Source organism: Marinobacterium stanieri (assembly GCF_900155945.1).
Lineage (GTDB): Bacteria > Pseudomonadota > Gammaproteobacteria > Pseudomonadales > Balneatricaceae > Marinobacterium > Marinobacterium stanieri.
In genome coordinates this window covers 58,390-80,581 of the sequence record NZ_FTMN01000003.1, presented here as the reverse complement: position 1 = coordinate 80,581, position 22,192 = coordinate 58,390, and the positions used below count along the sequence as shown (strand labels likewise).

Sequence of the window (22,192 nt, the reverse complement as noted above, 5' to 3'; positions counted from 1 at the left end):
ACCGTTGCGTATAGATCCTGGCAAAGCCAAATCGGTAGATGAACTGCTGGCGCCTACCCTTCAGGCGTTTCTACAGCAGCAGGCAGAAAGCGCTCAGGCATCCTTGCTGGATACCTGAGGCTTGTTCATGACTCATGCAAAAACGGGCTCAGAGTACGGTCTGAGCCACTTCGCGGGTTTCACGACGGTAGTTGAGCAGGCATGACAGTGCCGGCAACAGGATAAGCGCACCCAGCATGTTGAGCAGGAACATGAAGGTGAGCAGCACGCCCATATCGGCCTGGAAACGAATGGGTGAGAACACCCAAAGGACCACGCCAATGGCAAGTGTCAGACCAGTGAAGGCCACTGACTTGCCCGTGGAGCGCAGCGTTTCGTAATAGGCTTCCGGCAAGGCCATGCCCTGCTGCAAAAAGCTGTTCAGGCGGGAGTAGATGTAGATACCGTAATCCACGCCAATACCCACGCCCAGTGCAATTACCGGTAGGGTTGCCACTTTCACCCCGATACCCAGCTTCGCCATCAGGGCCTGACACAGCAACGATGTCAGCGCCAGCGGCAGAATAATGCAGGCGACCGTGCGCAGCGACCGGAATGTAAGCAGGCATAACAGGCTGACCACGCCGTACACCCAGAGCAGCATTTCATATTGAGCATCCGCAATCACCTCATTGGTGGCGGCTTCAAAACCGGCGTTGCCTGCGCCCATCATGAACTGGATTTCATCGCTGTTATGCCGATCAGCAAAGGCATCAACGGCCGTGGAAACTCGCTGCAGTGTTGCCGCCTTGTGATCCTCCAGGAACAGTATCACCGGCAACAGGGAGCAGTTGGAGTTCATCAGCCCCGAAGGTACGTAACGCAACGAGGAGTTGATGACATACTGATTGCGACTGACGCTGCGCCACTTCAGGCTGCCCTCATTGAGGCCCGCTGTTACCCGCTCGGCCACATCCACCAGTGATACGCTGCTCTGCACACCCGCCACATTGGTGAGGTAATACTGGAAGCGATCCACCAACTGCAGGGTTTCAAAGCGACTGCATTGTTCGGCAGGCGTTTTCACCATGACCACGAAAACATCGCTGGAGTTGCTGTAGTTGGCCGTCACAAAGGCGTTATCGAGATTGTAACGCGAGTCTTCGCGCAACTCGGGTGCACCGGCACTCAAGTCCCCTATCTGAAGATCACGACTGGCATTAAAGCCGTACCAGGCCAGCAGAACGGCAACCGCCAGCGCCGCGAGTGCCCCCTTGGGCCGCGAGAAACATACCAGTGCACGCCAAAGCCCGGCACTGCGCTCAACCCCGTGGCGTGTTTTATGGATGGAGCGCTGCCCCACCCCTGCCCAGGAAATCAGCAGAGGCAACAACAGCAGGTTGGTCACCACAATCACCAGCACGCCCAGTGAAGCCGCCACGGCCAGATCCTGAATCACCTGGATATCGATCACCATCAGGGTGACAAAGCCAAGCCCATCTGACAGCAACGCTGTAAAACCGGCGATGAAGATGGTACGAAACGCCTTGCGTGCAGCCGTAAGCTTATCCGCCCCGGCAGCCGCTTCGATGCGCACATTGTTCACCACCTGAACGCCATGGCTGACCCCGATGGCAAACACCAGGAAGGGTACCAGCATGGAGTAAGGATCCAGCCCGTACCCAAGCCAGTTCAACAGCCCCAGCTGCCACACCACCGCGATCAGTGAGCAACACAGCGGAATAAGTGTGCCTGTAACACTGTGCGAATACAGGTAAAGCAGAACCAGCGTCACCGCAAAGGCGATGGCGAAGAAGGTGGCAACCTGTGCAGCGCCATCAATCAGATCCCCCACCACCTTGGCAAAGCCCGTGATATGGATATCGACCTGATCTGAGCTGTATTGCTGACGCACCAGCGTTTCCAATCGCTTGGAAAACTGCTGGTAATCGAGTTTCTCACCGGTTTCCGGAAGGCGCTCGAATAGGGGCACCTGAATCAGAGCCGAACCGAAATCATTGGCTACCAGGCGCCCCAGCTGACCGGAGCGCAGAATATTGACCTTAAGTTGTTCAAGTGACGCTGCCGAGCCATCGTAATCTTCTGGAATGACCGGACCACCGACAAAGCCCTCTTCCGTCACCTCAGTCCAGCGCACATTAGGCGTCCAGATGGACTTCAGTGCAGAGCGATCCACACCGGGGAGAAAGAACAGTTCATCCGTTACCGCCTTGAGCGTCTGCTGAAACTCTGGCTGAAGGATGTCTCCATCCTTGGCTGCAACGACCACGCGGATGCTATTGCCAAGGCCTGAAAGCTCGTCACGATGCTCCAGGTAATTTGACACATAGGGATGCGATGACGGGATCATTTTGACGAAGCTGGCATCGGGGCGTATCTGTGTGGCCTGCCAGCCAAGCAGCAGCGTGAGTATCAGAAAGCCAAGCGCCACCAGCGCCCGATGGCCAAACAGCAGCTGCTCCAGCAGACGCTCGGCACCCCGAACCGGCGCCAGCAGCAGGGTATCCAGGCGACTCATTGTGCACCTCCCTGCTCTGCCAGAGGCAATGTGGTAATACCACCTTCACCCGCCAGAATGAGGCGGCCATCCAACAGCACACCTGCAGCAAAGCTATTGCGGGATTGAGAAGAAACCGGCGTAAAACCGTTATTCTGATGCTTCATCACCAGGCCGCCCTGGCCCAGCAGGTAGAGCTTTCCTGATGCACTGACCGCTGCGTTCAGTGTTGCATCGGTGCCGGCAGATTCCGCCTGCCAGTTAACACCATCCGCCGAGCTGAACAGATGGCCTCGCAATCCCAAAACATAGAGACGATCTCTCTCTGCCAGCGCGAAGAATGAACCCTCATAGGGCGATTCTGCTGTTTGCCAGCTTTCCCCCAGGTCATCGCTGTATACCAGCAGGCCGGCTTCTCCCGCGACCAGCAAGCGTCCACTCGTGCTCAGCAGAAGACTGTTCAAATGCATGCGATCCGGATTCGGCAGACGGTCACCCAAGCTTACCCAGTTATTGCCACCATCCAGGGTCGCAAACATGCGGCCATAGGCACCTGCGACAAAACCGCGTTGTTCGTCGATGAAATAGAGATCCAGCAGTGTCGGCATGGCGCCGTCATCAAGCGCGAATTCGACATCCTCCAGCAACCACTGCAAATCATCGCTCTGAGCTGCATTTTCAGTCTGTTCGGCAACGTCCAGCGCCTGCTGTAATCCTTGCTGCTGCACCCTGAGCAGATCCTGACCCGATAGCTGCACCTGCCAGCTCAGACCACCATCGCCTGTATGCAGCACAACACCATCATGGCCAACCGCCCAGCCCTGCTGAGATGTCACCATCTGCACCGCCGTGAGTAACACGGCAACGGGTGCCTTGGCCTGCTGCCACTGTTGGCCCTGATCGTCCGAAAAGAGGATGCTGCCCTGTTCGCCTACCGCGATCAAACGACTGGAACCAGGAACACTGACAATATCCAGCAGCAATCCGTGCGCTGCTCCAGCCGAGACAAGGCTGGTAGCTTGAGCACGGTCAAACGGGCTGGCGGCGAAGGACGGCAAAGCGATAGGCAGGAAAAGTATCGGCCAGAGACCGAACAACAGGATCTTGTGCATGGCACCCCCGTTCTTGTTGTCATTATCGGGAGACCGGCCGTGAGCGGCCGACTTCTTATGTCAGCCATCATCACCTCAGGCGCGTGTTGCGGCAATAGCAAAACCCGCCTCAATCACTGACATTCTGCGTCAATGATTATTCAAACCCTTGTTTAAGCGTCCTCCACTGACAGGCTTTCCGTCAGCAGCTGCTGGCGATAGACGTCACTGCGGCGATACTCACCCGGCGTCATGCCGGTCCAGCGCTTGAACGAGCGGAAGAAGGCGGACGGGTCATCAAACCCCATGAGTTCAGCCACATCATTGATCGACAACTGCGGCGACCCCATGTAATGCAGGGCTGCGCGTTTGCGGCACACGTCCTTGATGGTCTGGTAGGACGTATTCTCTTCCAGTAAACGACGGCGCAAGGTGGAAACAGACAAGTTAAGTGTGGCCGCAATTTCCTCCGCACTGGGCAGCGGGCGACTGAAGCCCTTGCCGATTAATGCCTCCACCTGGGACGTGAGAGATGCGTCATCGTTGACCATGGCAATCAGCTGATAGGGTGCTGTTTTCAGGAAGCTGCGCAGCGTTTCTTCGGTCTGCACCAGTGGCTGATCAAGGTACTTTGCCGCAAATACCAACGCGTTATCGTGCTGGTCAAAGCGTACTTCCGAGCGGAACAGCTTGCGGTAAAACTCGGCGTCTTCAGGTTCCGAGAAAGTGAAATAGGCTGCCTTCAGTTCGATCTGGGCGCCAATCAGCCAGCTGATAAAGTGGTGCCACATGGAAAGCGTGGAGCGGATACGCTCAGGCGGAGCCTGCTGCACCAGGGCATCAAAGTCGATTTCAGCGTGATCAACCGGCCCGAACGAGACTTTGGCATAGCGACCTTTCTGCACCAGCACAGGTTTGATTTGCGCACCACGACAGATCTCGTGAAAAGCACTGGCACGGTAGATAGCCTTCTTCAGCGAGCCACAGTGAATAATGGCGTGGCACATCATGCGGAAGGTTCCGTTGGGCACCTTGCCACCGCTGACCATGCCAAAAAACTCATCCTGGGCAATGTACATCAGGCGCTGATACAGTGCACCAACACGCTCGGCGCTGAGCTCAGCCAGCGTCTCGATTTCATTGCCATCGATACCGACCGCCTGCAGCAGCTCATCCGTATCGACCCCCTGTGATCGGGCCTGTTGCAACAACTGGAGTACATATCCCGAGGGCACCGTCACTGTGCGCTGAATCATCCTGTCCACCTTTTATTATTCGTATACTGAGCTCGAATGTACTCCAACTGGACTGCTTTTGTCAGTCAATCTGCACGGCTTTGTCATTGAGAACAGTATCAGCGCCATGGATTATGAATAGCGTGAAGGCCACACTGGAATACAACCAAAGCCTCACAACTCATTGATTAAAAAATGAGATACCAAGCCCCTGCCGAATCAGGATAAAAATAAGAACGTCTCGGTGAACGAAATGGAAATAAAAAAACGCATTTTTCTCCGCCGCTTCGGACGCGTTCCGGGTACACAGCCGACTCTACTGGCTCTGTTGGTCGCTGCCGCACCAACCGCACAGGCCGTCTCTTTCAACCTGGGGGAAATTGAGGGCCGTTTCGACTCTCAATTATCGCTGGGTGCAAGCTGGAGACTGGAGGAAGCTGACCCAGGCCTGATTTCTCAGCCTAATGGCGGCACCAGCGCAGGCTCCGGCAGCTACGACGATGGCAATCAGAACTTCGAGCAGGGTGAAACCTTCTCCAAAGTGTTCAAGGGTATCCATGAGCTGGATCTTCGCTATGAAAATATGGGCTTTTTTGCCCGCGGTAAATACTGGTTCGATTTTGAACTGGAAAACGAGGGTCGTGCCCATGGCCATACGGCCAACGGCTACACGCCTGGCACAGAACTGAATGATGACGACTTCAACGACTACGCCAAATTCTCCGGTGCCGAGCTGTTGGATGCCTATGTCTACGCCGGTTTCGACCTGGGTGAAATGGGTCAGCACCCGCTGGATGTGCGTTTGGGTCGCCAGGTAGTTAACTGGGGTGAAAGCGCCTTTATCCAGGGCGGTTTAAACAGCATCAACAGTTTTGATGTCAACGCCATTCGACGCCCTGGTGCCGAGGTGCGCGATGCCCTGCTCCCCTCCAATCAGCTGTTTATGTCACTGGGCGTAAATGAAAACATCAGTGCTGAAGCTTTCTATCAGTTGCAGTGGGAACCTACGGCCATTGATGGCTGCGGTACCTATTTTTCAACCAACGATTTCGCTGCTGAAGGCTGTAACGGCATCCGCGTCCCGCTTGGATTGAATGACCAGCAATACTTCAACACTGACTTCACCGCTGCGGCACTCGGTTTTGACCCGGTCGTCTACCGACACGCAGACGGCCGACGCGAAGCCGATGATGACGGTCAGTTCGGCTTCGCCATGCGCTATTTCTCGGAGCAGCTGAATAACACGGAATTCGGTCTCTATTTCGCCCGCTACCATAGCCGTCTGCCGGTCACCAGCGGGGTCAATACGCCAGTCTCCGCAGCGGATCTCCAGGCGGTAGGCCAGGCAGCTGCCACCCAGTACATCATGGACAATGCAGCCAACCCCATGGCACCCACAGCTGCTGAGCAAGCGGCTGCGGCACAGGCTGCGCAAACCGCGGCCACTCAGGCGGGCAGCGCCGGCGTATTCCAAAGCCGCTACTTCACCTCCTATCCGGAGGAGATCAGCATGATCGGCTTGAGCTTCAACACCAATGTGGGTGATCTGGCCTGGTCCGGTGAAATCTCACACAAACAGGACGTGCCTGTGCAGGTCAATGGCCCGCTGCTGGTCGGCGCCATCCTGACGCAGTTCTCTGGCGGTATCGGTAACACCGCCGCCGATCAGCTGGTCGCCAATTCCGGCGCCGGTGGCGAGGTGCAAGGTTTTGGCCTGTTTGATGTGACTCAGGTACAAAGCAGCCTGGTCAGCTTCCATGATCGCGTGCTGGGTGCCAGCCGTCTGTCTTTGGTAGGTGAACTGGGCTGGACCCACGTACACGGTCTGGACGAGAGCGCCAACGCCCTCAAATACGGCCGCGCCGGTACCTACGGCTACGCCTCTGGCGATGATGAGGGGTTTGTAACTCAAGACTCTCTGGGCTACGTCCTGCGCGCTTCCCTGAACTACCCCAACGCCTTTGCCGGGGTTAACCTGACACCTCAGGTGAGTTTCAAGCATGGCGTTTATGGTAACGGACCAGAGCCTGGCGCAGCCTTCCGTGAAGGCGAAAAAGCCCTGGGTCTTAGCCTGACCGCCGACTACCTGAACCGCTACCGTTTCCAGCTGGGTTACACCAACTACTTTGGTGGCGATTTCAACGCGATTGATGACCGGGATTTCCTGTCCCTCAGTGCATCGGTATCCTTCTGACAGAGTTGAGGAGCGACAATAATGACAACATACTTCCCGACCAAACCGCTGCTGCTGGCGATGGCCATTGCTCTGCCCGCGCACGCGGCCGTATCACCGGAACAGGCAAATAAACTGGGGCAAAGCCTGACACCTGTGGGTGCCGAAATGCAGGGCAACGCCGATGGCAGTATCCCGGCCTGGAACGGCGGCCTTGCGCAAAGCGAAGAGCGTTACACCAACCCCTTTGCCGACGAACAGCCCTTGTTCGTGATCACTGCAGACAACGTCGACCAGTATGCTGACCGCCTGAGCCCCGGGCAGCTGGCTTTGTTCAAGCGCTACCCGGACAGCTTCCGCATGCCGGTCTATCCGACCCATCGCACCGCCGCCTATCCAGAGTCGGTGTACGCCAAGGCCCGCAAGAACGCTGAACAAACAGAGCTGACAGACGGCGGTAACGGGCTGAGCAATTTTGATGAAACCCTTGCCTTCCCCATTCCACAGAATGGTCTGGAAGTGATCTGGAATCACATCACCCGTTACCGTGGCGGCGCACTGGAACGGACCTTTGTACAGGTACCCGTTCAAGCCAATGGCGCTTTCACGCCAATTCGTATCAACGAAAAAATGAGCTGGCCGGAGTACCTGAAAGACCAGGGTAACAACGACCAGGACAATATCCTGTTCTACTTTGTCCAGCAGGTGGAAGCACCAGCACGCCTGACCGGTGAAGTACTGCTGGTACACGAAACCCTGAACCAGATTAAGCAGTCTCGCCAGGCCTGGACCTATAACGCGGGCCAGCGCCGCGTGCGCCGCGCGCCCCAGATCGCCTACGATGCACCGGGCACCGCTTCAGATGGTCAACGCACCACGGACAACCTGGACATCTTCAACGGCGCACCCGACCGTTACGAGTGGAATCTGGTCGGCAAACAGGAGCTGTACATTCCCTACAACAGCTTCAACCTGGCCGACCGAGAACTCAGTTATGACGACCTGCTGAAGCCCGGACACCTGAATCCGGACCATACCCGCTACGAGCTGCACCGGGTCTGGAAAGTAGAAGCCACACTCAAGGACGGCGAACGTCATATCTACGGCAAGCGCGTGTTTTACATTGACGAGGATAGCTGGCAGATCGCTATCGCCGATCACTACGATACTCGCGGCGAACTCTGGCGTGTCGCCGAAGGCCATGCCTTCCCCTACCGCGACGCCCTGATCCCCTGGTACAGCGCTGAAGCCCTTTATGACCTGCAGTCCGGTCGCTATCTGGTGGGCAGCCTGACCAATGAAGAGGGCAAGGGTTTCGACTTCAACCAGCGTTTCAAATACAACGACTTCACCCCCCAGGCCATTCGTCGCCTGGGTCGCTAAGCCAGACCCAACTGCCCCTTAGCAGGTTGTTGAAAAACGTTATCGAGGCAGCCGAGGCCAGGCAAAAACAGGCGAAAAAGCGCAGTTTAGTGTGCTAAATGAGCATTTTGAGACTGTTTTTAACGCAGCATTCGGCAACGCAGATAGGTTTTCGACAGCCTGCCAGGGGGCGGGCCAACACCCCTTCTCCAGCCCTTGCCGGCGCTCTCTGACAAGACTGCTTCAACAGCAGCACCAAGAGACCGTCGGCGCTTTTTTGCATCTGCGAAGCCCCTTCATCAGCCTGTTCTGTTATTCTGGCAGTACAGTCATTCACAACACCTATAACACTATATGACAGGGAGCCCGGCATGGCTGACAACACCCCTAGCCTCCAAGACGCCCGCCTCACGCTGGAAGACCGCGTTGCCACACTGACGCTGGACCGTGACGATCTGCGCAACGCCCTCACCGGCACAGCCCTTATTGACGATATCGTCGACACCATTCAATGGGCCAATCAATCGGCCAACGTATCCGTCCTGATTATTACCGGCTCAGGCCGTGCCTTTTGCGCCGGCGGCAATATAAAGGAGATGCAGTATCGCGAAGGCGACCATCGAAACGGTCCCTTTGGTGGCAGTGCACTGGAACTTGAACGCAAATACCGGGAAGGCATTCAACGCATCCCGATTGCCATTCACAAGGCCGAAGTTCCCATTATTGCTGCTGTAAACGGCCCCGCTATAGGCGCGGGCTGTGACCTGGCGTGTATGTGCGATATCCGTATCGGTTCCGAAAAGGCCACCTTTGGCGAGACATTCGTCAACTTGGGCATCATCCCGGGTGACGGTGGTGCCTGGTTCCTCCAGCGCCTGATCGGTTACCAGCGTGCTGCGGAAATGACCCTGACCGGACGGCTGGTGCATGCGGAAGAAGCGGTACAACTGGGCCTGATGATGGAACAGGTGCCGGCCGAACAGCTGATGAGCCGTGTGATGACTCTGGCGCAGCAGATGGCCGCCAAGCCACCCCATGCTCTACGCATGAGCAAGCGCTTGATGAAGCAGGCGCAACGCCATGAATTACCTGACTTTTTGGAACTCTGCGCCGCCTGGCAAGGCATGCTGCACAATACGGATGACCATGTTGAAGCAGTGAACGCCTTCGTGGAAAAACGTGAAGGCGTCTACCGAGGGAAATAATACTAAAAATACGAAGTACGTATTAAGTATTGTTTTTCGAGCTCAACTGCCGTTTGAGTGTTTCGCTCAGTTCACTCAAACGGCGAACTGTAAGCGTCGGCTCGACACCCCAGGGGTCAAAGATGGTACGCGGTGAACGCTGCACCCAGGCCCCTTTCATACCGGCCGAAATGGCGCCGATCACATCAAAGGGATTACCGGATATCAGCCAGCAGGCATGATTGGACGCCTTGGCCTGGCGCAGAAAATAGCTGTACACACCGGGGTCAGGCTTGAACGAACGCTGTTCTTCAACGCTGACAATTCCCTGGAAATACTCGCGAATTCCGGCATTTTCCAGCAATTCCTGCACCGATTCACGCGCACCGTTGGAGAAGGCATATAGCCTGAACCCGTCTTCCTGTAAGGCTTTCAGAGCTTCAGCTGCATCTTCATAAACCGGTAACTGACGATAAAATGCCAGCAACTCTCGCTTTTGCTCATCGGTCAGCGCCTGATCGAAATACATGCAGGTGTAATCCAGCGCCTGACGGGTACAGACTGCAAAGTCCGCGTAGTGACGCATCAGCCCTCGGCGAAACGCGTACTCCAACTGCTTCTCGCGCCATGTCTGAGCAAAGTCTTCAGCCAGATCCCCCACCCACTGCTCAAGTAGTACCACTACACCGCGTGGATCGATCAGGGTTCCGTATACATCAAAGGCCAGAGTTACCGCCATTTCCATACTCCTTGTTTGGCTAAACCCTAAGGAGCATAGCAGTCGAGGCCGAATCCGCCACCAGGCTCAAGATATCGCCAGCCTTAAATACAGGCCTTTTACATTAACAAAATCTAATATATTATTCAGACATTGCTAATATAAGGAGATTACCCAATGTCCCTGAATGCTGCACTGCGCCTGATGGCAGGCTCTGTCGTTACCCTTAGTCTTGTGCTGGCTTATTACGTGTACCCGGCCTGGTTGTGGCTTGCAGCCTTTGTCGGCTTCAACTTGCTGCAATCCGCGTTTACCCGCTGGTGCCCGGCAATTACCGTTTTTCGCCTACTCGGCCTTAAAGAGGAAGTCTGCGACAGCCGTGGCATGTCCATACATCAAGGCCTGCATATCATCGCTGGTACAGTCATCCTGGTCACAAGTCTGGCTGTTGTATTGGGTGTTGCACCCCAGGCTCTCCTGATTGTTCCGTTGGTAATGGGAGTGAGCCTGATACAGTCCGCCTTCACCGGCTGGTGCCCCGGCATGTTGATTGCCAAGCTTCTGGGCTTCAAACCGACTCATCCTGCCTAAGGGCCGAAGACGCCCAGGCTATCCTTGACAGGAACCGGCTGTGCATAGCAATTTTGTACAATGCTTATAGCCGGTTCCGAGTACACTAGCCAGATGAGCAAACCACGCGAACTGGCCGAGTATAAGACCGTCAACGAACTGGGCGGTCTTGAATACCTCAAGGCCGAATATCATCGTCAGACTTTTTCTCGACATACCCATAAAGGGTATTCTTGTGGCGTTATCTCAACCGGGGCTCAGCGCTTTCTTCGCAATGGCACTCGTCACATTGCGCCGGAAAACAGCATCGTTTTAGTCAATCATGACGAAGTCCATGATGGCCACTCCGCAACTGATTATGGCTGGTCCTACCAGGCGATTTATCCCTTACCCGACCAGTTGTCACAAATACAGCGCGAAGCCGGATTATCGCTGCAAGGCTCCATCTACTTCCCCAGTCCTGTAGTGGAAGACCCTGAACTGGTTGGCCTGTTTCGCCTGGCCTTCAACCATCTAAACCACTCGGATAATCGCCTGTTACGCGAAACGCTGCTCTACACTGCTCTGCTAAAATTGATACAGCGGCATGCCAGTGTACGCCCTGAGCTGCCTGACCTTTCTGGCGTCCGCCCTCGCATGGAGCTGGTCCGTCAGTTTCTCGAAGACCAGCCAGCGGCCGATGTTTCACTGGAGGATCTGGCCCGCTTGAGCGGCGTAAGCGTATTCCACCTGATTCGCCAGTTTCAGGCCTGTTTTGGCCTCCCGCCCCATGCATACCAGATACAAGCCCGCCTTCGCCTGGCCAAGCGGCTTATTCGCGCAGGGGAACCACTGGCCGGTGCGGCTGCACAGGCCGGATTCCACGATCAGAGCCACCTGAACAGACATTTCAAAAAGGCCCTTGGCGTAACTCCGGGTCAATTTGCCCGCTGCCAAAACTCGTCTTAGCCTGCCAGCAATTACATACAAGCTGGCAATGATCCAGGCAGTTAATCTGAGGCTTCTTTTGTTCTGGAGGAGCCTCAATGACAAACACCCAGCACCCTATCCAGCAGATGAAAACAGGAACACGGCTGATTCTGCCCCTCACGATTGCAGTTATACCTTGGGGCTTACTGGTCGGTGCCTATGGCGTGGAATCAGGGCTAAGCGCGGTACAGACTCAATTGCTGTCCTTGAGCGTGTTTGCAGGTGCATCACAGCTGGTTGCGATCGGCATGCTGGAATCCGGTGCCGGCGTCGCTTCAATACTGTTGACCACACTGCTGATCACCTCGCGACATTTTCTGTATGGCCTGGCGCTTCGGCAGGATATACAGCACCTGCCCGCTCCCTGGCGAGTATCACTGGGCTTTTTGCTGACAGACGAGCTGTTCATCATCCGTCACAAACATGAGAAGCGTTTTTGCCGCTGGTTCCTGATCGGAGCTGGAGCCAGTTTCTACCTGGGCTGGAATCTGGCTACCCTGGCCGGCATCCTGGCCGGGCAGTACCTGCCTGACCTGCCTTCATTGGGACTGGATTTTGCCGTCGTTGCGATCTTTATCGTCCTGCTGGTCCCCATACTGAAACATCGAGCGGCCTGGGTGTGCGTGACTGCATCAGCCATCACCGCTGTAGTGACTCACTTGCTGCAACTGCCCGGAGGCCTTCTGGTTGCCATGTTAACGGGCATGACGTGCGGCTATATCGCCAGCAATAAGGATGGTATGCAGCATGATTGAAGCTCTGATTCTGGGAATGACCCTGATCGTGTTTGTCAGTCGCTACCTGTTTCTGGAACCCAGACTGCCCATTCAGCCAGGGCCGCGACTATTACACTTTTTAAGCTTCTCCATACCCGCCTTGCTGGCAGCGGTCATCGCGCCGATGATCTTTATTCAGGATACTCTGCTTAACCTGGATCCTTTGAACCCCTACCTTGTGGGCGCAGGCACAGCAGCGGTTTGCATGAAGGTTACGGGCAAGACACTCACATCGGTCACGTTGAGCCTTTTGGTATTTATGATCTATCGCCACCTGCTAACGGGCAGCTGATCAAATATCCATCACAGTTACGCTCAGACTACACCGAAGTGGGACTCAATAGCCTGACGATCAACTCCGTCAGGGTATCCACGGCCTGATCCTCGCCAACAAGACCGGCAGTCAACGCTCGCGCCAGCTCATCACTGGCGCCATAGATCGCGATCAAGACCGCTGAGTCCTGCTCAAGGCTCAGCACGACTGCCGGTGCAAAAAGGTCACGATAGAAAGCAACAAAGAACTGGCAGATACGCGTGCGCAAGTCACGGTGCTCAGGAAAGGTGCACAAGGCTGCGACGACGTCATCGTACACCGCACCATTACGCACCGTGCATTTGAAATAGGCAACGGCCAGCCTGTGCGCCAATCCCTTCAGGCTGCAATCCGCCCCCGGTACCAGGGTACGCACATCCTGCACCAACCGCTCGTCATACCCCTGGTACAACTGCAACAGCAGCCCCTGACGATCACCGAAATGATTATAGGTGATGGGTTTGCTGACACCGGCACGCTCTGCCAGTGTCAGCAATGTCAGCTGCTCCGCCCCGTCCTCACGCACGATATCAGCCGCGATCTCAAGCAATTGCTCACGTCTGTCGGCCTTGCTCATGCGTGTTCGAGGCATGGGAGATCAATTCCTGTGTAACTTATTGCGCCGCCAGTGGCAGGCCGAAAATCCGGTCAAAACACCAGCTATAGGCAAAGGTGAAGAACATGAAGAACAGGGTCAAGCCGGCATCGAGCACAAAGGCATCCAGCAGGCTTAGCTCAAGCCACCAGGCGAACAGTGGCAGTGTTATAGCGACCAGCCCCAGTTCAAACCCTACCGCATGCGAAACACGACGCGCCAGGCTGCGGCCACGCACCGACTGGCGCGATTCCCACCATTCGAACAGCGAGTTGTACGCCAGATTCCAGATGATTGCGACCACCACCGTGATCACACCCAACATGCCCGAGTGGGCTGCATCCTTGTCCGAATAAAAGTAGAACGCCGTACTGATCAACAGTAGCGATAGAAACTCGTAAAACACCACGTAGGTGGCCTTGCGCTTGAAACCTTGCATGGAAGTACTCCGCATGAAAATGACATCAGGAATGAATCAGTGAAATGTCATCGTCGTGGCGGGCAATGTGTGCAAGTTGAGGCTCTCAACTGGAACAGGTCAGGCACAAACTCGGCTCCGTGACGTATTGCACGGAAACAGGTCATTATTTCTGCCCTGCTCAAGTTTGACATCATTGGCTCCAGTGGTGGATTCAAAACTCAGAAGCATAAGTTACCATTGGTAACTTAATTGTCAATATATCCGAAACACCCATTTCAAGACCCGCTTCCACCAGATTTTGCCTTCTCTATAATCACTGCCAAGCTTAAGTTGACTGTGTCTGCGAGGCCGGCTAGCTTAGCCCGGCCCAGCGGGTATTAGGGTCCAATATCGATTACTCAGGAGAGGATGCCATGTCTGATTCCATTCGCCTTACTCAATACAGCCATGGCGCCGGCTGCGGCTGCAAAATTTCGCCTGCGGTGCTGGATACAATCCTGTCAGGCAGTGGCTCCCAGGCGCTGGATCCCAATTTGTGGGTCGGCAACGCGTCTCGGGACGATGCTGCCGTTTATGCATTTGATGAAGATACCGGCATCGTTTCGACCACTGATTTCTTCATGCCGATTGTGGATGATCCCTATGATTTCGGTCGTATCGCAGCGACCAATGCCATCAGCGATATTTACGCCATGGGCGGCACACCGATGATGGCTATCGCCATTCTTGGCTGGCCGGTCAACCTGCTGCCGGCCGAAGTAGCACGTGAGGTCATCAAGGGTGCACGTGCCGTCTGTGATGCTGCTGGCATGCCTCTGGCCGGCGGACATTCCATTGATGCACCTGAACCCATTTTCGGCCTGGCCGTTACTGGTCGTGTCGATAAAAATCACCTGAAGCGCAACGATACTGCCCGGGTGAGCAACCGGCTGTATCTCACCAAGCCCCTGGGTATCGGCGTACTGACTACCGCGGAAAAACAGGGCAAGCTTCGTCAGCAGGACCAGGGGGTGGCACGCGACCTTATGTGCACTCTAAATCAGGCCGGACAACATTTCGCAACGTTAGAAGGCGTATGTGCCATGACCGACGTAACCGGCTTTGGCCTCTTGGGTCACCTGGTCGAAATGGCCGACGGCAGCGGACTGACTGCGAGGCTGGACATGGACACGGTCCCGCACATCGACCATATCCAGCACTATCTGGACGAAGGCTGTATTCCTGGCGGCACTGGCCGCAATTTTGACAGCTATGGCCATCGGGTCACCCAACTGACCGAGGATCAAAAGCACCTGTTATGCGACCCTCAAACCAGCGGCGGTTTACTTGTGGCCGTAACACCTGAAGGTCAGGCGGCCTTTAATGAAGCCGCTCAGGCCCTCAAGCTTCAATTGCACCCTATTGCCGAAATGGTGCCGGCAACCGAGCATGCGGTTGAGGTTGTGTAATGCGCTTGTGCACGGATGATTACCGTAAGATTTTCCTAAGCGGCGCTCCCCTGCTGGATGTTCGTGCGCCGGTGGAGTTTGCCAAGGGCGCATTCCCGGGCAGCGACAATCGCCCATTGATGAATGACGATGAGCGCCACCGCGTCGGTATCTGCTACAAACAGCACGGTCAGGAAGCTGCCGTTCGTCTGGGCCACCGTTTGGTGGCTGACGAGATCAAAGCGGCACGTGTACAGGCCTGGGTCGAGTTCGCCAATGCCCACCCAGAGGGCTATCTCTATTGTTTTCGCGGCGGCACGCGCTCCAACATCAGCCAACAATGGCTGCGTGAAGCCGGTGTTGACTACCCACTGGTCACCGGCGGCTACAAGGCAATGCGCGGTTTTCTGATCGATACTCTCGATAGCGCCGCCGAACAATGTCGCTTTATTCAACTGGGTGGCATGACCGGCTGTGGCAAGACCGAGCTGCTGCAACAGCTGGAACACTCACTGGACCTGGAAGGCTGCGCTCATCATAGGGGCTCAAGCTTTGGGCGGCACGCCACTCCCCAGCCCAGCCAGATTAATTTTGAAAACACCCTGGCGGTTGATGTGCTTCGCAAACGCGCTGCGGGTGTAGAGCATTTTGTAGTTGAGGATGAAAATCGCGCCATCGGCAGCTGTCATGTGCCTCTGGATCTACACCGCCGGTTTATCGATTCGCCGCTTGTCTGGCTGGATGAGTCGCTGGAACAGCGTATCGAACGCATTCGCCAGGAGTATGTGGTTAAGCTGGCTGCCGAGTTTCAAGATGCCCAAGGAGCAGAAACAGGTTTTCAAGCCTTTGCCGCGCGCTTGCGTGAAAGCCTTGCCAAGCTGACCAAACGACTGGGGCAGGAGCGCTATCGCCGGCTTGCCGAGTCGATGGAAAATGCCCTGTATCAGCAGTCAATAAATGGCGATACCCGCCCGCACGAGGACTGGATTAACAGCCTGCTGAGGGAATATTACGACCCCATGTATGCCTACCAGAGCGAGAAACAATCAAAGCGCATAATCTTTCGCGGAAACCGCAAAGAGGTGCTGGAGTTCTTGCAAACAGAGGATTAATCGGCTTGAACAGGGATGCCATCGCTCTCCCCTTTCAAGCGCTCCTTATCCTGATACATGCGCTGATCTGCCAGATGGATCAGCTCATCAGCCGTGAGGTACTCATCGGGACCGGTCTGCACAAACCCCAGACTGATGGTCAGATCCGGTTCCTGCTCACGAATGTGGGCATGCAGCCGTTCATCGAACAACTGAATGGCCTGCTGCTCATTACACTTGGGCAAGATGATGCAAAACTCATCCCCGCCATAACGGAAGGCCTGATCTTCCAGCCGTGACAGGTTTTTGATGCTGTCCGCCACAGTACACAGGATTTCATCACCCCGTTGATGCCCCTGGGTATCATTCACTTCCTTGAAATCATTGATATCCATGTACACCAGCGTCAGAGGCTCCAGCCGCCGCTGCGCCGCACGCAATGACTGCGTCAGCATCTCGGTGAGAAAACGCACATTCAACAGCCCCGTGAGCGGATCTGTACGGGACATGATCTCCAGCTGCTCGGTACGTTCCTGAACCTTGTACTCCAACTCGACGGCGTAGCGTTCTGATTTCTCGCGCGATGTTTCGATCTCGGAAATCAAGCTGCGGATATAGGTATCAAACACCAGCGAAATATCGAACATAAACAGCTTTTCAGCCGCTCGAATTACCCTGCGACATTCCTTGGGGTCCGGAATGATTCGCCTGAGGAGATGACCCAAAAGAGTCTGCAACTGCTGGATAGCGGCAAGGTAGAGTTTGGGTTCGACACCGATACGCTTATGCACCATACCGATGCGCAGACGATTATTGACGTATTCGATATCGTAGAAGCCGCTAAACAGGTCAATGACATATTTCCGCTGAGCGGAACGCAGCCGCCCCAGCGTATCGGCATCACCGATCAAAAGCGCAATTTCAGGCACACTGGTTTGCAATTCATAGAACTCACGCACCAAAGACTCGACTTCTCGCTCGATTAGAGGCTTTACACGTGTCAGGACTTCAACATCATCGTTCTCGATCATGAACAGCGCCTTGCGGTTCTCGATCTCAAGTTCGGTGATGCGCATCTGTTCCAGCAGTGTCTGATCCGTCCGTTTCATTCCGCTACTCCATGCAGAGAGGAAATGCCTGCCAAGGCGTACATGCCAAAGTTGATGCCCGCAATCAGCAAGTAATCGCAGTAATGATCATAGGCTTAATTTCATTTCTGGGCCAGAGACATGACAAGAGCCCCAAAAAAAAACAAAGAAAACGTCTCTTTTAAGAAACGTATAGACTCTTTTTACCGCGATTACCACCGTCAGCCCGGTTTAGAGATGCACATTACCTTGGTCATCAATCAACCAGAACGGGTTATGTGCAATCTCCCACAGGTGCCCGTCCGGGTCTGAAAAGTAGCCGGAATAACCACCCCAGAACACCTTCTGACCCGGCTTGGTGATATGTCCACCAGCTTGCTCGGCAAGCGCCAGCACGTCATCAACTTGCTGCGGGCTCTCAACATTTTGCGCCAGAGTCATGCGAGCACCGGCAGCAGGCGCCACTGGAACCTGAGCATCCTCTGCCAAGGCGTCATGCGGGTAAAGCGCCAGTATCAGGCCATTGAGCTGGAAGAAAACAATCTCGCCTTCAGACGCGCCGACCTGCCAGCCCATCGCCTCGTAAAATTCACGGGCCCGGTTCAAATCGCTCACCCCCAGTGTCACTACACTCAATCGCTGCTGCATCACCTGTTTCATCTTATTCATCCCTGTTTGCAATTTTGTTCTATAGACGCCGTTGGTTCGCTATTAGGCTAGCACCAAATAAAAATTGGAGGTGACCCCATGCTGACTTCAGCCCTTTCCATGCTCAGTTTTGCCTTAATTGGTGCGATTACCCCAGGCCCCGTCAACATCATTGCGACCAGTTCCGGTGCTAACTTTGGCTGGCGTAAAACCTTACCGCATGTATCCGGCGCAACCCTTGGCTATGTACTAGTCGTGTTAGTAAGTGGGCTGGGGTTAAACAGCCTGAACCAGGTATTACCTCAGTTCACCCATATCCTGCAGTATGCCGGTGCTGCCTTCCTGCTCTACATGGCCTTCAAAATCGCCACGGCAGCCGCCGAGACTGATACGGGGAGCACAGGCTTGAGCAGCCCGCCAAGCCTTGCTCAGGGCGCTTTGGCTCAGCTGTTAAATCCCAAGGCCTGGCTTGTTGCCATGTCAGGCGTCGCCCTCTTCGTTGCCAGCCAGGCGGAAGCAAACCTCTATCTCAGCCTGTTTGTAGGCCTGTCATTTGTAGCCTGCTTTGTGTGCGTGGGTTGCTGGGCCGTCTGTGGCCAATTGATCAGCCGCTGGCTGAACACACCCAAACGCCTGCGGTTCTTCAATCGCACTCTGGGTGCTATGCTGGCATTAACGGTAACGACCCTGTTCATTTAAGCCCCCACTGCCAATGAAAGACGAAACTCTGAAACTTGAACGCTGTGCCGCGCTGCCTTTTGTCGAAATGCGGCTGGCCAGCCAGTCATGCGCCTGCTATCAGGCGCATTCACATGATGAATTTTCGTTTGGCGTCATCGACCAGGGGGCTGCGGACTACCGCAACGGCGGAGCCCAGCACCGTGTCGCCAGCGGCACCCTGGTCACCATCAACCCTGCTGATGTCCATTCCTGCAACCCGGATGAAGGACTTTGGTCCTACCGGATGCTGTTCGTGGACACACAGTGGATTGGTGAACTACAGCAGGAATGTCTGGGTGGACAAACTGATTACCGTGCATTTGAAGCCCACTATCAATCAGATCCCGGTTTCTACAATCGCTTTTCGGCGCTGTATCAAACGCTGTCGCTGGATAATGACCCGCTGGCCGCTGAATCAGAGCTGATCGAATTTCTGCAGCCCCTTTTCCAGGTAACCAATGCAGACAACCCTAGATTGACCGCTCAACGCGCACCGGAAATACGCCGTGTGACCGAGCTGATTATGGACCACCTTGCTGATCCTCTGCCCCTTGAGCATCTGTGCCAGGTCAGTGGTCTTAACCGCTATCAATTGATCCGCCGTTTCAAACAGGTTCATGGCATGGCACCTCACGCCTTCCAACTGGACCACCGTATCAAGCAGGCACGCCGACTACTGCGTGACCAGCAGTTCCCGCTCATCGATGTGGCACAGCAACTGGGCTTTGCGGATCAGGCCCACTTTCAGCGCCACTTCCGCCAGCGTACAGCCCTCACACCCGGCCGCTATCGCGCCTTTTTCCAGGCCTGATCAGGGCGCGCATATGGCCAGCGTGCGAGGTTTAGGGTAAGCTGCCCGACCTCCTCAACCCCGAGGCATCAGAACCTGTTCCCAGAGTTCTTGCTCCCTCCGGTTGCCACCAGACCTAATCAGTGAGTCACGCATGAGTTTTGCCAGTCTCGGCCTGTCCGATGCTATTTTGAAAGCCATTTCCGATCAGGGCTACGATACCCCTTCCCCTATTCAGCAGCAGGCAATCCCGGCTGTACTTGAGGGACGTGACGTCATGGCCGCCGCACAGACCGGCACCGGTAAAACTGCGGGCTTCACGCTTCCGCTTCTGGAACGTCTGTGCAAAGGTGAACGCGCCAAGGCCAACCAGGCCCGCGTGCTGATTCTGACACCGACCCGCGAACTGGCAGCACAGGTTGCCGACAGCGTCGCCACCTACGGTAAGCACCTGCAGCTGAAGTCAGCCGTGGTCTTTGGTGGCGTTAAAATCAACCCGCAGATGATGGCCCTGCGCAAGGGTGCCGATATTCTGATCGCGACCCCTGGCCGGCTGCTTGACCTCTACAGTCAGAACGCCGTGCGTTTTGATAACCTGGAAGCGCTGGTTCTGGACGAGGCAGATCGTATGCTGGACATGGGTTTCATCCATGACATCAAGCGCATCCTCAGACTGCTGCCGAGTAAGCGCCAGAACCTGCTGTTCTCCGCCACTTTCTCAAAGGATATCCGTGAGCTGGCCAAGGGCCTGGTAAACGATCCGGTTGAAGTATCGGTAACACCGCGCAACTCTACGGCGGAAACCGTCAAGCAGTGGATCGCCCCGGTCGACAAGAAGCGTAAAAGCCCGCTGTTGATCAAGCTGATCAAGGATAACAGCTGGTATCAGGTGCTGGTCTTCACCCGTACCAAGCATGGCGCAAACCGTTTGGCCACCCAGTTGGAAAAGGCCAATATCAAGGCAGCAGCCATTCACGGCAACAAAAGCCAGGGTGCCCGCACCAAGGCCCTGAATGCATTCAAGACCAAGGATATTCAGGTACTGGTGGCAACCGATATTGCAGCCCGAGGCCTGGATATCGATCTCTTGCCCCAGGTTGTGAACTTTGACCTGCCCAACGTGGCAGAAGACTACGTTCACCGTATTGGTCGTACTGGCCGTGCCGGCGCAGATGGCCAGGCCGTCTCCCTGGTGAGTGCAGATGAAATTGATCAGCTGCGTGCTATTGAACGTCTGACCAGTAAAATCATTCCGCGTGAGATGATTGATGGTTTTGAACCGGTACACGAGCTGCCCGAATCCAGCCTGGACAAACCCAAGGGACGTCGTCGCAACCGCCCCAAGAAACCCAAGCCTCAGCATCGCGATGGCGTACGCTCAGGTGATGTGCATCGCGGCCATAAACCGCGCAGCCAGGGCGCCAAGCCCCGTACAGGCAGCCCCAAGCAGCGCTGATCAGCGACGTACTAAGAGACCGGCTGCAACCGTGTGGACTCAAAACGGTTTAGCAGTCGGTCCATTAGAAAGATCACCATCAGCGACAGCATGACGGCGACAGACAACGATGTGATTCGGTGCAGATCATTGAAAAACAGATCCTGCGCCGGCGTAAGGTACTGACCAAACAGAATCGCCATGGTCGTCAGCCCAGCAAACCCTACCCCCGGCAATCCCCCTTCCAGCATGTGACAACGCGCAAACAGCAGCAGGCTGATCCACAGGCCAAATGCGACCAGCAGCAAAATATCAAAATGGTTCATCAATACAAACTGCACCAGCAGTCCGACCGCACACCCCAGTAATGTGCCCAGTGCACGATTCCAGCCTGCAGGCCCGGCCCCTTTCCAGCTAAGCGGAAAGACCACCAGAATGCTGGAAATTTGCGCTGAAAGTGAATCCTGCAAATCCAGTACTTGAAACACCAGAAAGGACAGGGTTGCGACTGTTGTGGCCAGAATCACTTCGTGACGCACGTTGCTGGCCGGCTTAACCGGCATCTGACGAGGCTGGCGCGGCTCAGGGTCCGGCAGCAGCTGGTGCATGAGCGCACAGATTAGCAGTGTGGTGACGACAGCCATCACAAAAGCGCCCATGAGGTCACTCACATGTGCCTGAGGATAGCTGGCAAAATGTAGCAGCATGGACAGGTTGACCACGCCCATGGCACCGAAGAGCAAGTTCACGCCACCGCTCATGGCCCGGAACAGGCCGGCAAACAGCGCGATGACAACTAGCGTCATGGGAATCGGCTTGTCACCCAGCATGCCCTGAAGAACCATGACACACCCGACCACTAACAGAGTACTGGCCAGGTACTGACGCACAATATGGGCGTTGAACACCGGCACCATTCCCAGCAGCAAAATGGGCGATACCGTAAAAAAGGCGCCGTAACTCCACCCCATCATTTTGCAGACAAGAAACCCGAGGGTCCCGCCCAGTGCCGCGCGCAAACACTGGCGCAGATCATTAGGCGACATTTCAGGCTTCCGCACGACCACCATTGGCAGAAATCGAGACATT

At 55.5% G+C, this 22,192-nt stretch carries 21 protein-coding genes; 12 read left to right on the top strand and 9 right to left on the bottom strand.

From position 1 onward, the window contains the following. Positions 1–148 precede the first annotated feature (148 nt). From BW956_RS07910 to BW956_RS07900, 3 genes are all read right to left on the bottom strand, one after another. Positions 149–2,518 (bottom strand): efflux RND transporter permease subunit, encoded by a 2,370-nt coding sequence (locus tag BW956_RS07910; RefSeq protein WP_076462230.1) that lies wholly within the window; start codon positions 2,516–2,518, stop codon positions 149–151. Further along, positions 2,515–3,609: a WD40/YVTN/BNR-like repeat-containing protein gene (locus tag BW956_RS07905; RefSeq protein ID WP_076462228.1), complete on the bottom strand. Its 1,095-nt coding sequence runs from the start codon at positions 3,607–3,609 to the stop codon at positions 2,515–2,517. Before BW956_RS07905 ends, BW956_RS07910 begins: the two co-directional genes overlap by 4 nt. A 152-nt stretch (positions 3,610–3,761) precedes the next feature. Next, complete coding sequence (locus BW956_RS07900; protein WP_076462226.1) at positions 3,762–4,844, bottom strand: AraC family transcriptional regulator; 1,083 nt, start codon at positions 4,842–4,844, stop codon at positions 3,762–3,764. 232 nt (positions 4,845–5,076) lie between these two features. Here BW956_RS07900 and BW956_RS07895 point away from each other — a divergent pair, with 232 nt between their 5' ends. From BW956_RS07895 to BW956_RS07885, 3 genes are all read left to right on the top strand, one after another. After that, a complete protein-coding gene (locus BW956_RS07895; protein WP_076462224.1) occupies positions 5,077–7,017 on the top strand; it encodes a DUF1302 domain-containing protein in 1,941 nt (646 codons plus the stop codon). Between the two features lie 21 nt (positions 7,018–7,038). After that, positions 7,039–8,379 (top strand): DUF1329 domain-containing protein, encoded by a 1,341-nt coding sequence (locus tag BW956_RS07890; RefSeq protein WP_076462222.1) that lies wholly within the window; start codon positions 7,039–7,041, stop codon positions 8,377–8,379. Between the two features lie 350 nt (positions 8,380–8,729). Beyond that, the gene (locus BW956_RS07885; protein ID WP_010323139.1) at positions 8,730–9,563 is read left to right on the top strand and encodes an enoyl-CoA hydratase-related protein; all 834 of its coding nucleotides are present in this window, start codon (positions 8,730–8,732) and stop codon (positions 9,561–9,563) included. Positions 9,564–9,585: 22 nt separating this feature from the next. On the opposite strand, the gene BW956_RS07880 is transcribed toward BW956_RS07885, so the two are convergent. Next, on the bottom strand, positions 9,586–10,281 hold the full coding sequence (locus BW956_RS07880) for a haloacid dehalogenase type II (RefSeq protein ID WP_010323138.1): 696 nt from the start codon (positions 10,279–10,281) through the stop codon (positions 9,586–9,588). 156 nt (positions 10,282–10,437) lie between these two features. On the opposite strand from BW956_RS07880, the gene BW956_RS07875 reads away from it, so the two are divergent. The 4 genes from BW956_RS07875 (at position 10,438) to BW956_RS07860 (ending at position 12,867) form a co-directional block, all read left to right on the top strand. Beyond that, positions 10,438–10,851 (top strand): YgaP family membrane protein, encoded by a 414-nt coding sequence (locus tag BW956_RS07875; RefSeq protein ID WP_010323137.1) that lies wholly within the window; start codon positions 10,438–10,440, stop codon positions 10,849–10,851. Between the two features lie 93 nt (positions 10,852–10,944). Continuing rightward, positions 10,945–11,778, top strand: coding sequence for an AraC family transcriptional regulator (locus BW956_RS07870; protein ID WP_076462625.1), 834 nt, complete (start codon positions 10,945–10,947; stop codon positions 11,776–11,778). Between the two features lie 77 nt (positions 11,779–11,855). Further along, on the top strand, positions 11,856–12,554 hold the full coding sequence (locus tag BW956_RS07865) for an AzlC family ABC transporter permease (protein WP_076462221.1): 699 nt from the start codon (positions 11,856–11,858) through the stop codon (positions 12,552–12,554). After that, positions 12,547–12,867 (top strand): AzlD domain-containing protein, encoded by a 321-nt coding sequence (locus BW956_RS07860; protein ID WP_076462219.1) that lies wholly within the window; start codon positions 12,547–12,549, stop codon positions 12,865–12,867. Before BW956_RS07865 ends, BW956_RS07860 begins: the two co-directional genes overlap by 8 nt. Before the next feature lie 28 nt (positions 12,868–12,895). Here the strand turns inward: BW956_RS07860 and BW956_RS07855 are convergent, their stop codons facing one another. Both BW956_RS07855 and BW956_RS07850 read right to left on the bottom strand, forming a co-directional pair. Continuing rightward, on the bottom strand, positions 12,896–13,480 hold the full coding sequence (locus BW956_RS07855; RefSeq protein ID WP_083702979.1) for a TetR/AcrR family transcriptional regulator: 585 nt from the start codon (positions 13,478–13,480) through the stop codon (positions 12,896–12,898). A 22-nt stretch (positions 13,481–13,502) separates the two neighbouring features. Further along, on the bottom strand, positions 13,503–13,922 hold the full coding sequence (locus BW956_RS07850) for a PACE efflux transporter (protein ID WP_010323132.1): 420 nt from the start codon (positions 13,920–13,922) through the stop codon (positions 13,503–13,505). 395 nt (positions 13,923–14,317) lie between these two features. Here BW956_RS07850 and selD point away from each other — a divergent pair, with 395 nt between their 5' ends. Both selD and mnmH read left to right on the top strand, forming a co-directional pair. Beyond that, on the top strand, positions 14,318–15,352 hold the full coding sequence (gene selD / locus BW956_RS07845; protein ID WP_076462215.1) for a selenide, water dikinase SelD: 1,035 nt from the start codon (positions 14,318–14,320) through the stop codon (positions 15,350–15,352). Then, positions 15,352–16,443, top strand: coding sequence for a tRNA 2-selenouridine(34) synthase MnmH (mnmH, locus tag BW956_RS07840; RefSeq protein ID WP_076462213.1), 1,092 nt, complete (start codon positions 15,352–15,354; stop codon positions 16,441–16,443). The genes selD and mnmH overlap by 1 nt, the downstream gene beginning before the upstream one ends. Here mnmH and BW956_RS07835 read toward each other — a convergent pair. Together BW956_RS07835 and BW956_RS07830 are read right to left on the bottom strand one after the other, a co-directional pair. Then, positions 16,440–17,531, bottom strand: a complete 1,092-nt coding sequence (locus tag BW956_RS07835; RefSeq protein ID WP_076462211.1) for a GGDEF domain-containing protein — start codon at positions 17,529–17,531, stop codon at positions 16,440–16,442. The genes mnmH and BW956_RS07835 overlap by 4 nt on opposite strands. A 210-nt stretch (positions 17,532–17,741) precedes the next feature. After that, positions 17,742–18,170 (bottom strand): VOC family protein, encoded by a 429-nt coding sequence (locus BW956_RS07830; RefSeq protein WP_217695110.1) that lies wholly within the window; start codon positions 18,168–18,170, stop codon positions 17,742–17,744. A gap of 87 nt (positions 18,171–18,257) precedes the next feature. Between BW956_RS07830 and BW956_RS07825 the strand changes: the two genes are divergently transcribed. The 3 genes from BW956_RS07825 (at position 18,258) to BW956_RS07815 (ending at position 21,124) form a co-directional block, all read left to right on the top strand. Next, positions 18,258–18,857 (top strand): LysE family translocator, encoded by a 600-nt coding sequence (locus BW956_RS07825; RefSeq protein ID WP_076462209.1) that lies wholly within the window; start codon positions 18,258–18,260, stop codon positions 18,855–18,857. Positions 18,858–18,870: 13 nt separating this feature from the next. Continuing rightward, positions 18,871–19,689, top strand: coding sequence for an AraC family transcriptional regulator (locus BW956_RS07820; protein ID WP_076462207.1), 819 nt, complete (start codon positions 18,871–18,873; stop codon positions 19,687–19,689). 133 nt (positions 19,690–19,822) lie between these two features. Further along, on the top strand, positions 19,823–21,124 hold the full coding sequence (locus BW956_RS07815; RefSeq protein ID WP_076462205.1) for a DEAD/DEAH box helicase: 1,302 nt from the start codon (positions 19,823–19,825) through the stop codon (positions 21,122–21,124). Between the two features lie 11 nt (positions 21,125–21,135). On the opposite strand, the gene BW956_RS07810 is transcribed toward BW956_RS07815, so the two are convergent. After that, the gene (locus tag BW956_RS07810) at positions 21,136–22,191 is read right to left on the bottom strand and encodes a DUF2955 domain-containing protein (protein WP_083702978.1); all 1,056 of its coding nucleotides are present in this window, start codon (positions 22,189–22,191) and stop codon (positions 21,136–21,138) included. Position 22,192 lies beyond the last annotated feature (1 nt).

Excerpts from the sequence above, each read along its gene's own strand:
- BW956_RS07910 (WP_076462230.1), bottom strand. The coding sequence starts at position 2,518 with ATGAGTCGCCTGGATACCCTGCTGCTGGCGCCGGTTCGGGGTGCCGAG.
- BW956_RS07905 (WP_076462228.1), bottom strand. The coding sequence starts at position 3,609 with ATGCACAAGATCCTGTTGTTCGGTCTCTGGCCGATACTTTTCCTGCCT.
- BW956_RS07900 (WP_076462226.1), bottom strand. The coding sequence starts at position 4,844 with ATGATTCAGCGCACAGTGACGGTGCCCTCGGGATATGTACTCCAGTTG.
- BW956_RS07895 (WP_076462224.1), top strand. The coding sequence starts at position 5,077 with ATGGAAATAAAAAAACGCATTTTTCTCCGCCGCTTCGGACGCGTTCCG.
- BW956_RS07890 (WP_076462222.1), top strand. The coding sequence starts at position 7,039 with ATGACAACATACTTCCCGACCAAACCGCTGCTGCTGGCGATGGCCATT.
- BW956_RS07885 (WP_010323139.1), top strand. The coding sequence starts at position 8,730 with ATGGCTGACAACACCCCTAGCCTCCAAGACGCCCGCCTCACGCTGGAA.
- BW956_RS07880 (WP_010323138.1), bottom strand. The coding sequence starts at position 10,281 with ATGGCGGTAACTCTGGCCTTTGATGTATACGGAACCCTGATCGATCCA.
- BW956_RS07875 (WP_010323137.1), top strand. The coding sequence starts at position 10,438 with ATGTCCCTGAATGCTGCACTGCGCCTGATGGCAGGCTCTGTCGTTACC.
- BW956_RS07870 (WP_076462625.1), top strand. The coding sequence starts at position 10,945 with ATGAGCAAACCACGCGAACTGGCCGAGTATAAGACCGTCAACGAACTG.
- BW956_RS07865 (WP_076462221.1), top strand. The coding sequence starts at position 11,856 with ATGACAAACACCCAGCACCCTATCCAGCAGATGAAAACAGGAACACGG.
- BW956_RS07860 (WP_076462219.1), top strand. The coding sequence starts at position 12,547 with ATGATTGAAGCTCTGATTCTGGGAATGACCCTGATCGTGTTTGTCAGT.
- BW956_RS07855 (WP_083702979.1), bottom strand. The coding sequence starts at position 13,480 with ATGCCTCGAACACGCATGAGCAAGGCCGACAGACGTGAGCAATTGCTT.
- BW956_RS07850 (WP_010323132.1), bottom strand. The coding sequence starts at position 13,922 with ATGCAAGGTTTCAAGCGCAAGGCCACCTACGTGGTGTTTTACGAGTTT.
- selD (WP_076462215.1), top strand. The coding sequence starts at position 14,318 with ATGTCTGATTCCATTCGCCTTACTCAATACAGCCATGGCGCCGGCTGC.
- mnmH (WP_076462213.1), top strand. The coding sequence starts at position 15,352 with ATGCGCTTGTGCACGGATGATTACCGTAAGATTTTCCTAAGCGGCGCT.
- BW956_RS07835 (WP_076462211.1), bottom strand. The coding sequence starts at position 17,531 with ATGAAACGGACGGATCAGACACTGCTGGAACAGATGCGCATCACCGAA.
- BW956_RS07830 (WP_217695110.1), bottom strand. The coding sequence starts at position 18,170 with ATGAAACAGGTGATGCAGCAGCGATTGAGTGTAGTGACACTGGGGGTG.
- BW956_RS07825 (WP_076462209.1), top strand. The coding sequence starts at position 18,258 with ATGCTGACTTCAGCCCTTTCCATGCTCAGTTTTGCCTTAATTGGTGCG.
- BW956_RS07820 (WP_076462207.1), top strand. The coding sequence starts at position 18,871 with ATGAAAGACGAAACTCTGAAACTTGAACGCTGTGCCGCGCTGCCTTTT.
- BW956_RS07815 (WP_076462205.1), top strand. The coding sequence starts at position 19,823 with ATGAGTTTTGCCAGTCTCGGCCTGTCCGATGCTATTTTGAAAGCCATT.
- BW956_RS07810 (WP_083702978.1), bottom strand. The coding sequence starts at position 22,191 with ATGTCTCGATTTCTGCCAATGGTGGTCGTGCGGAAGCCTGAAATGTCG.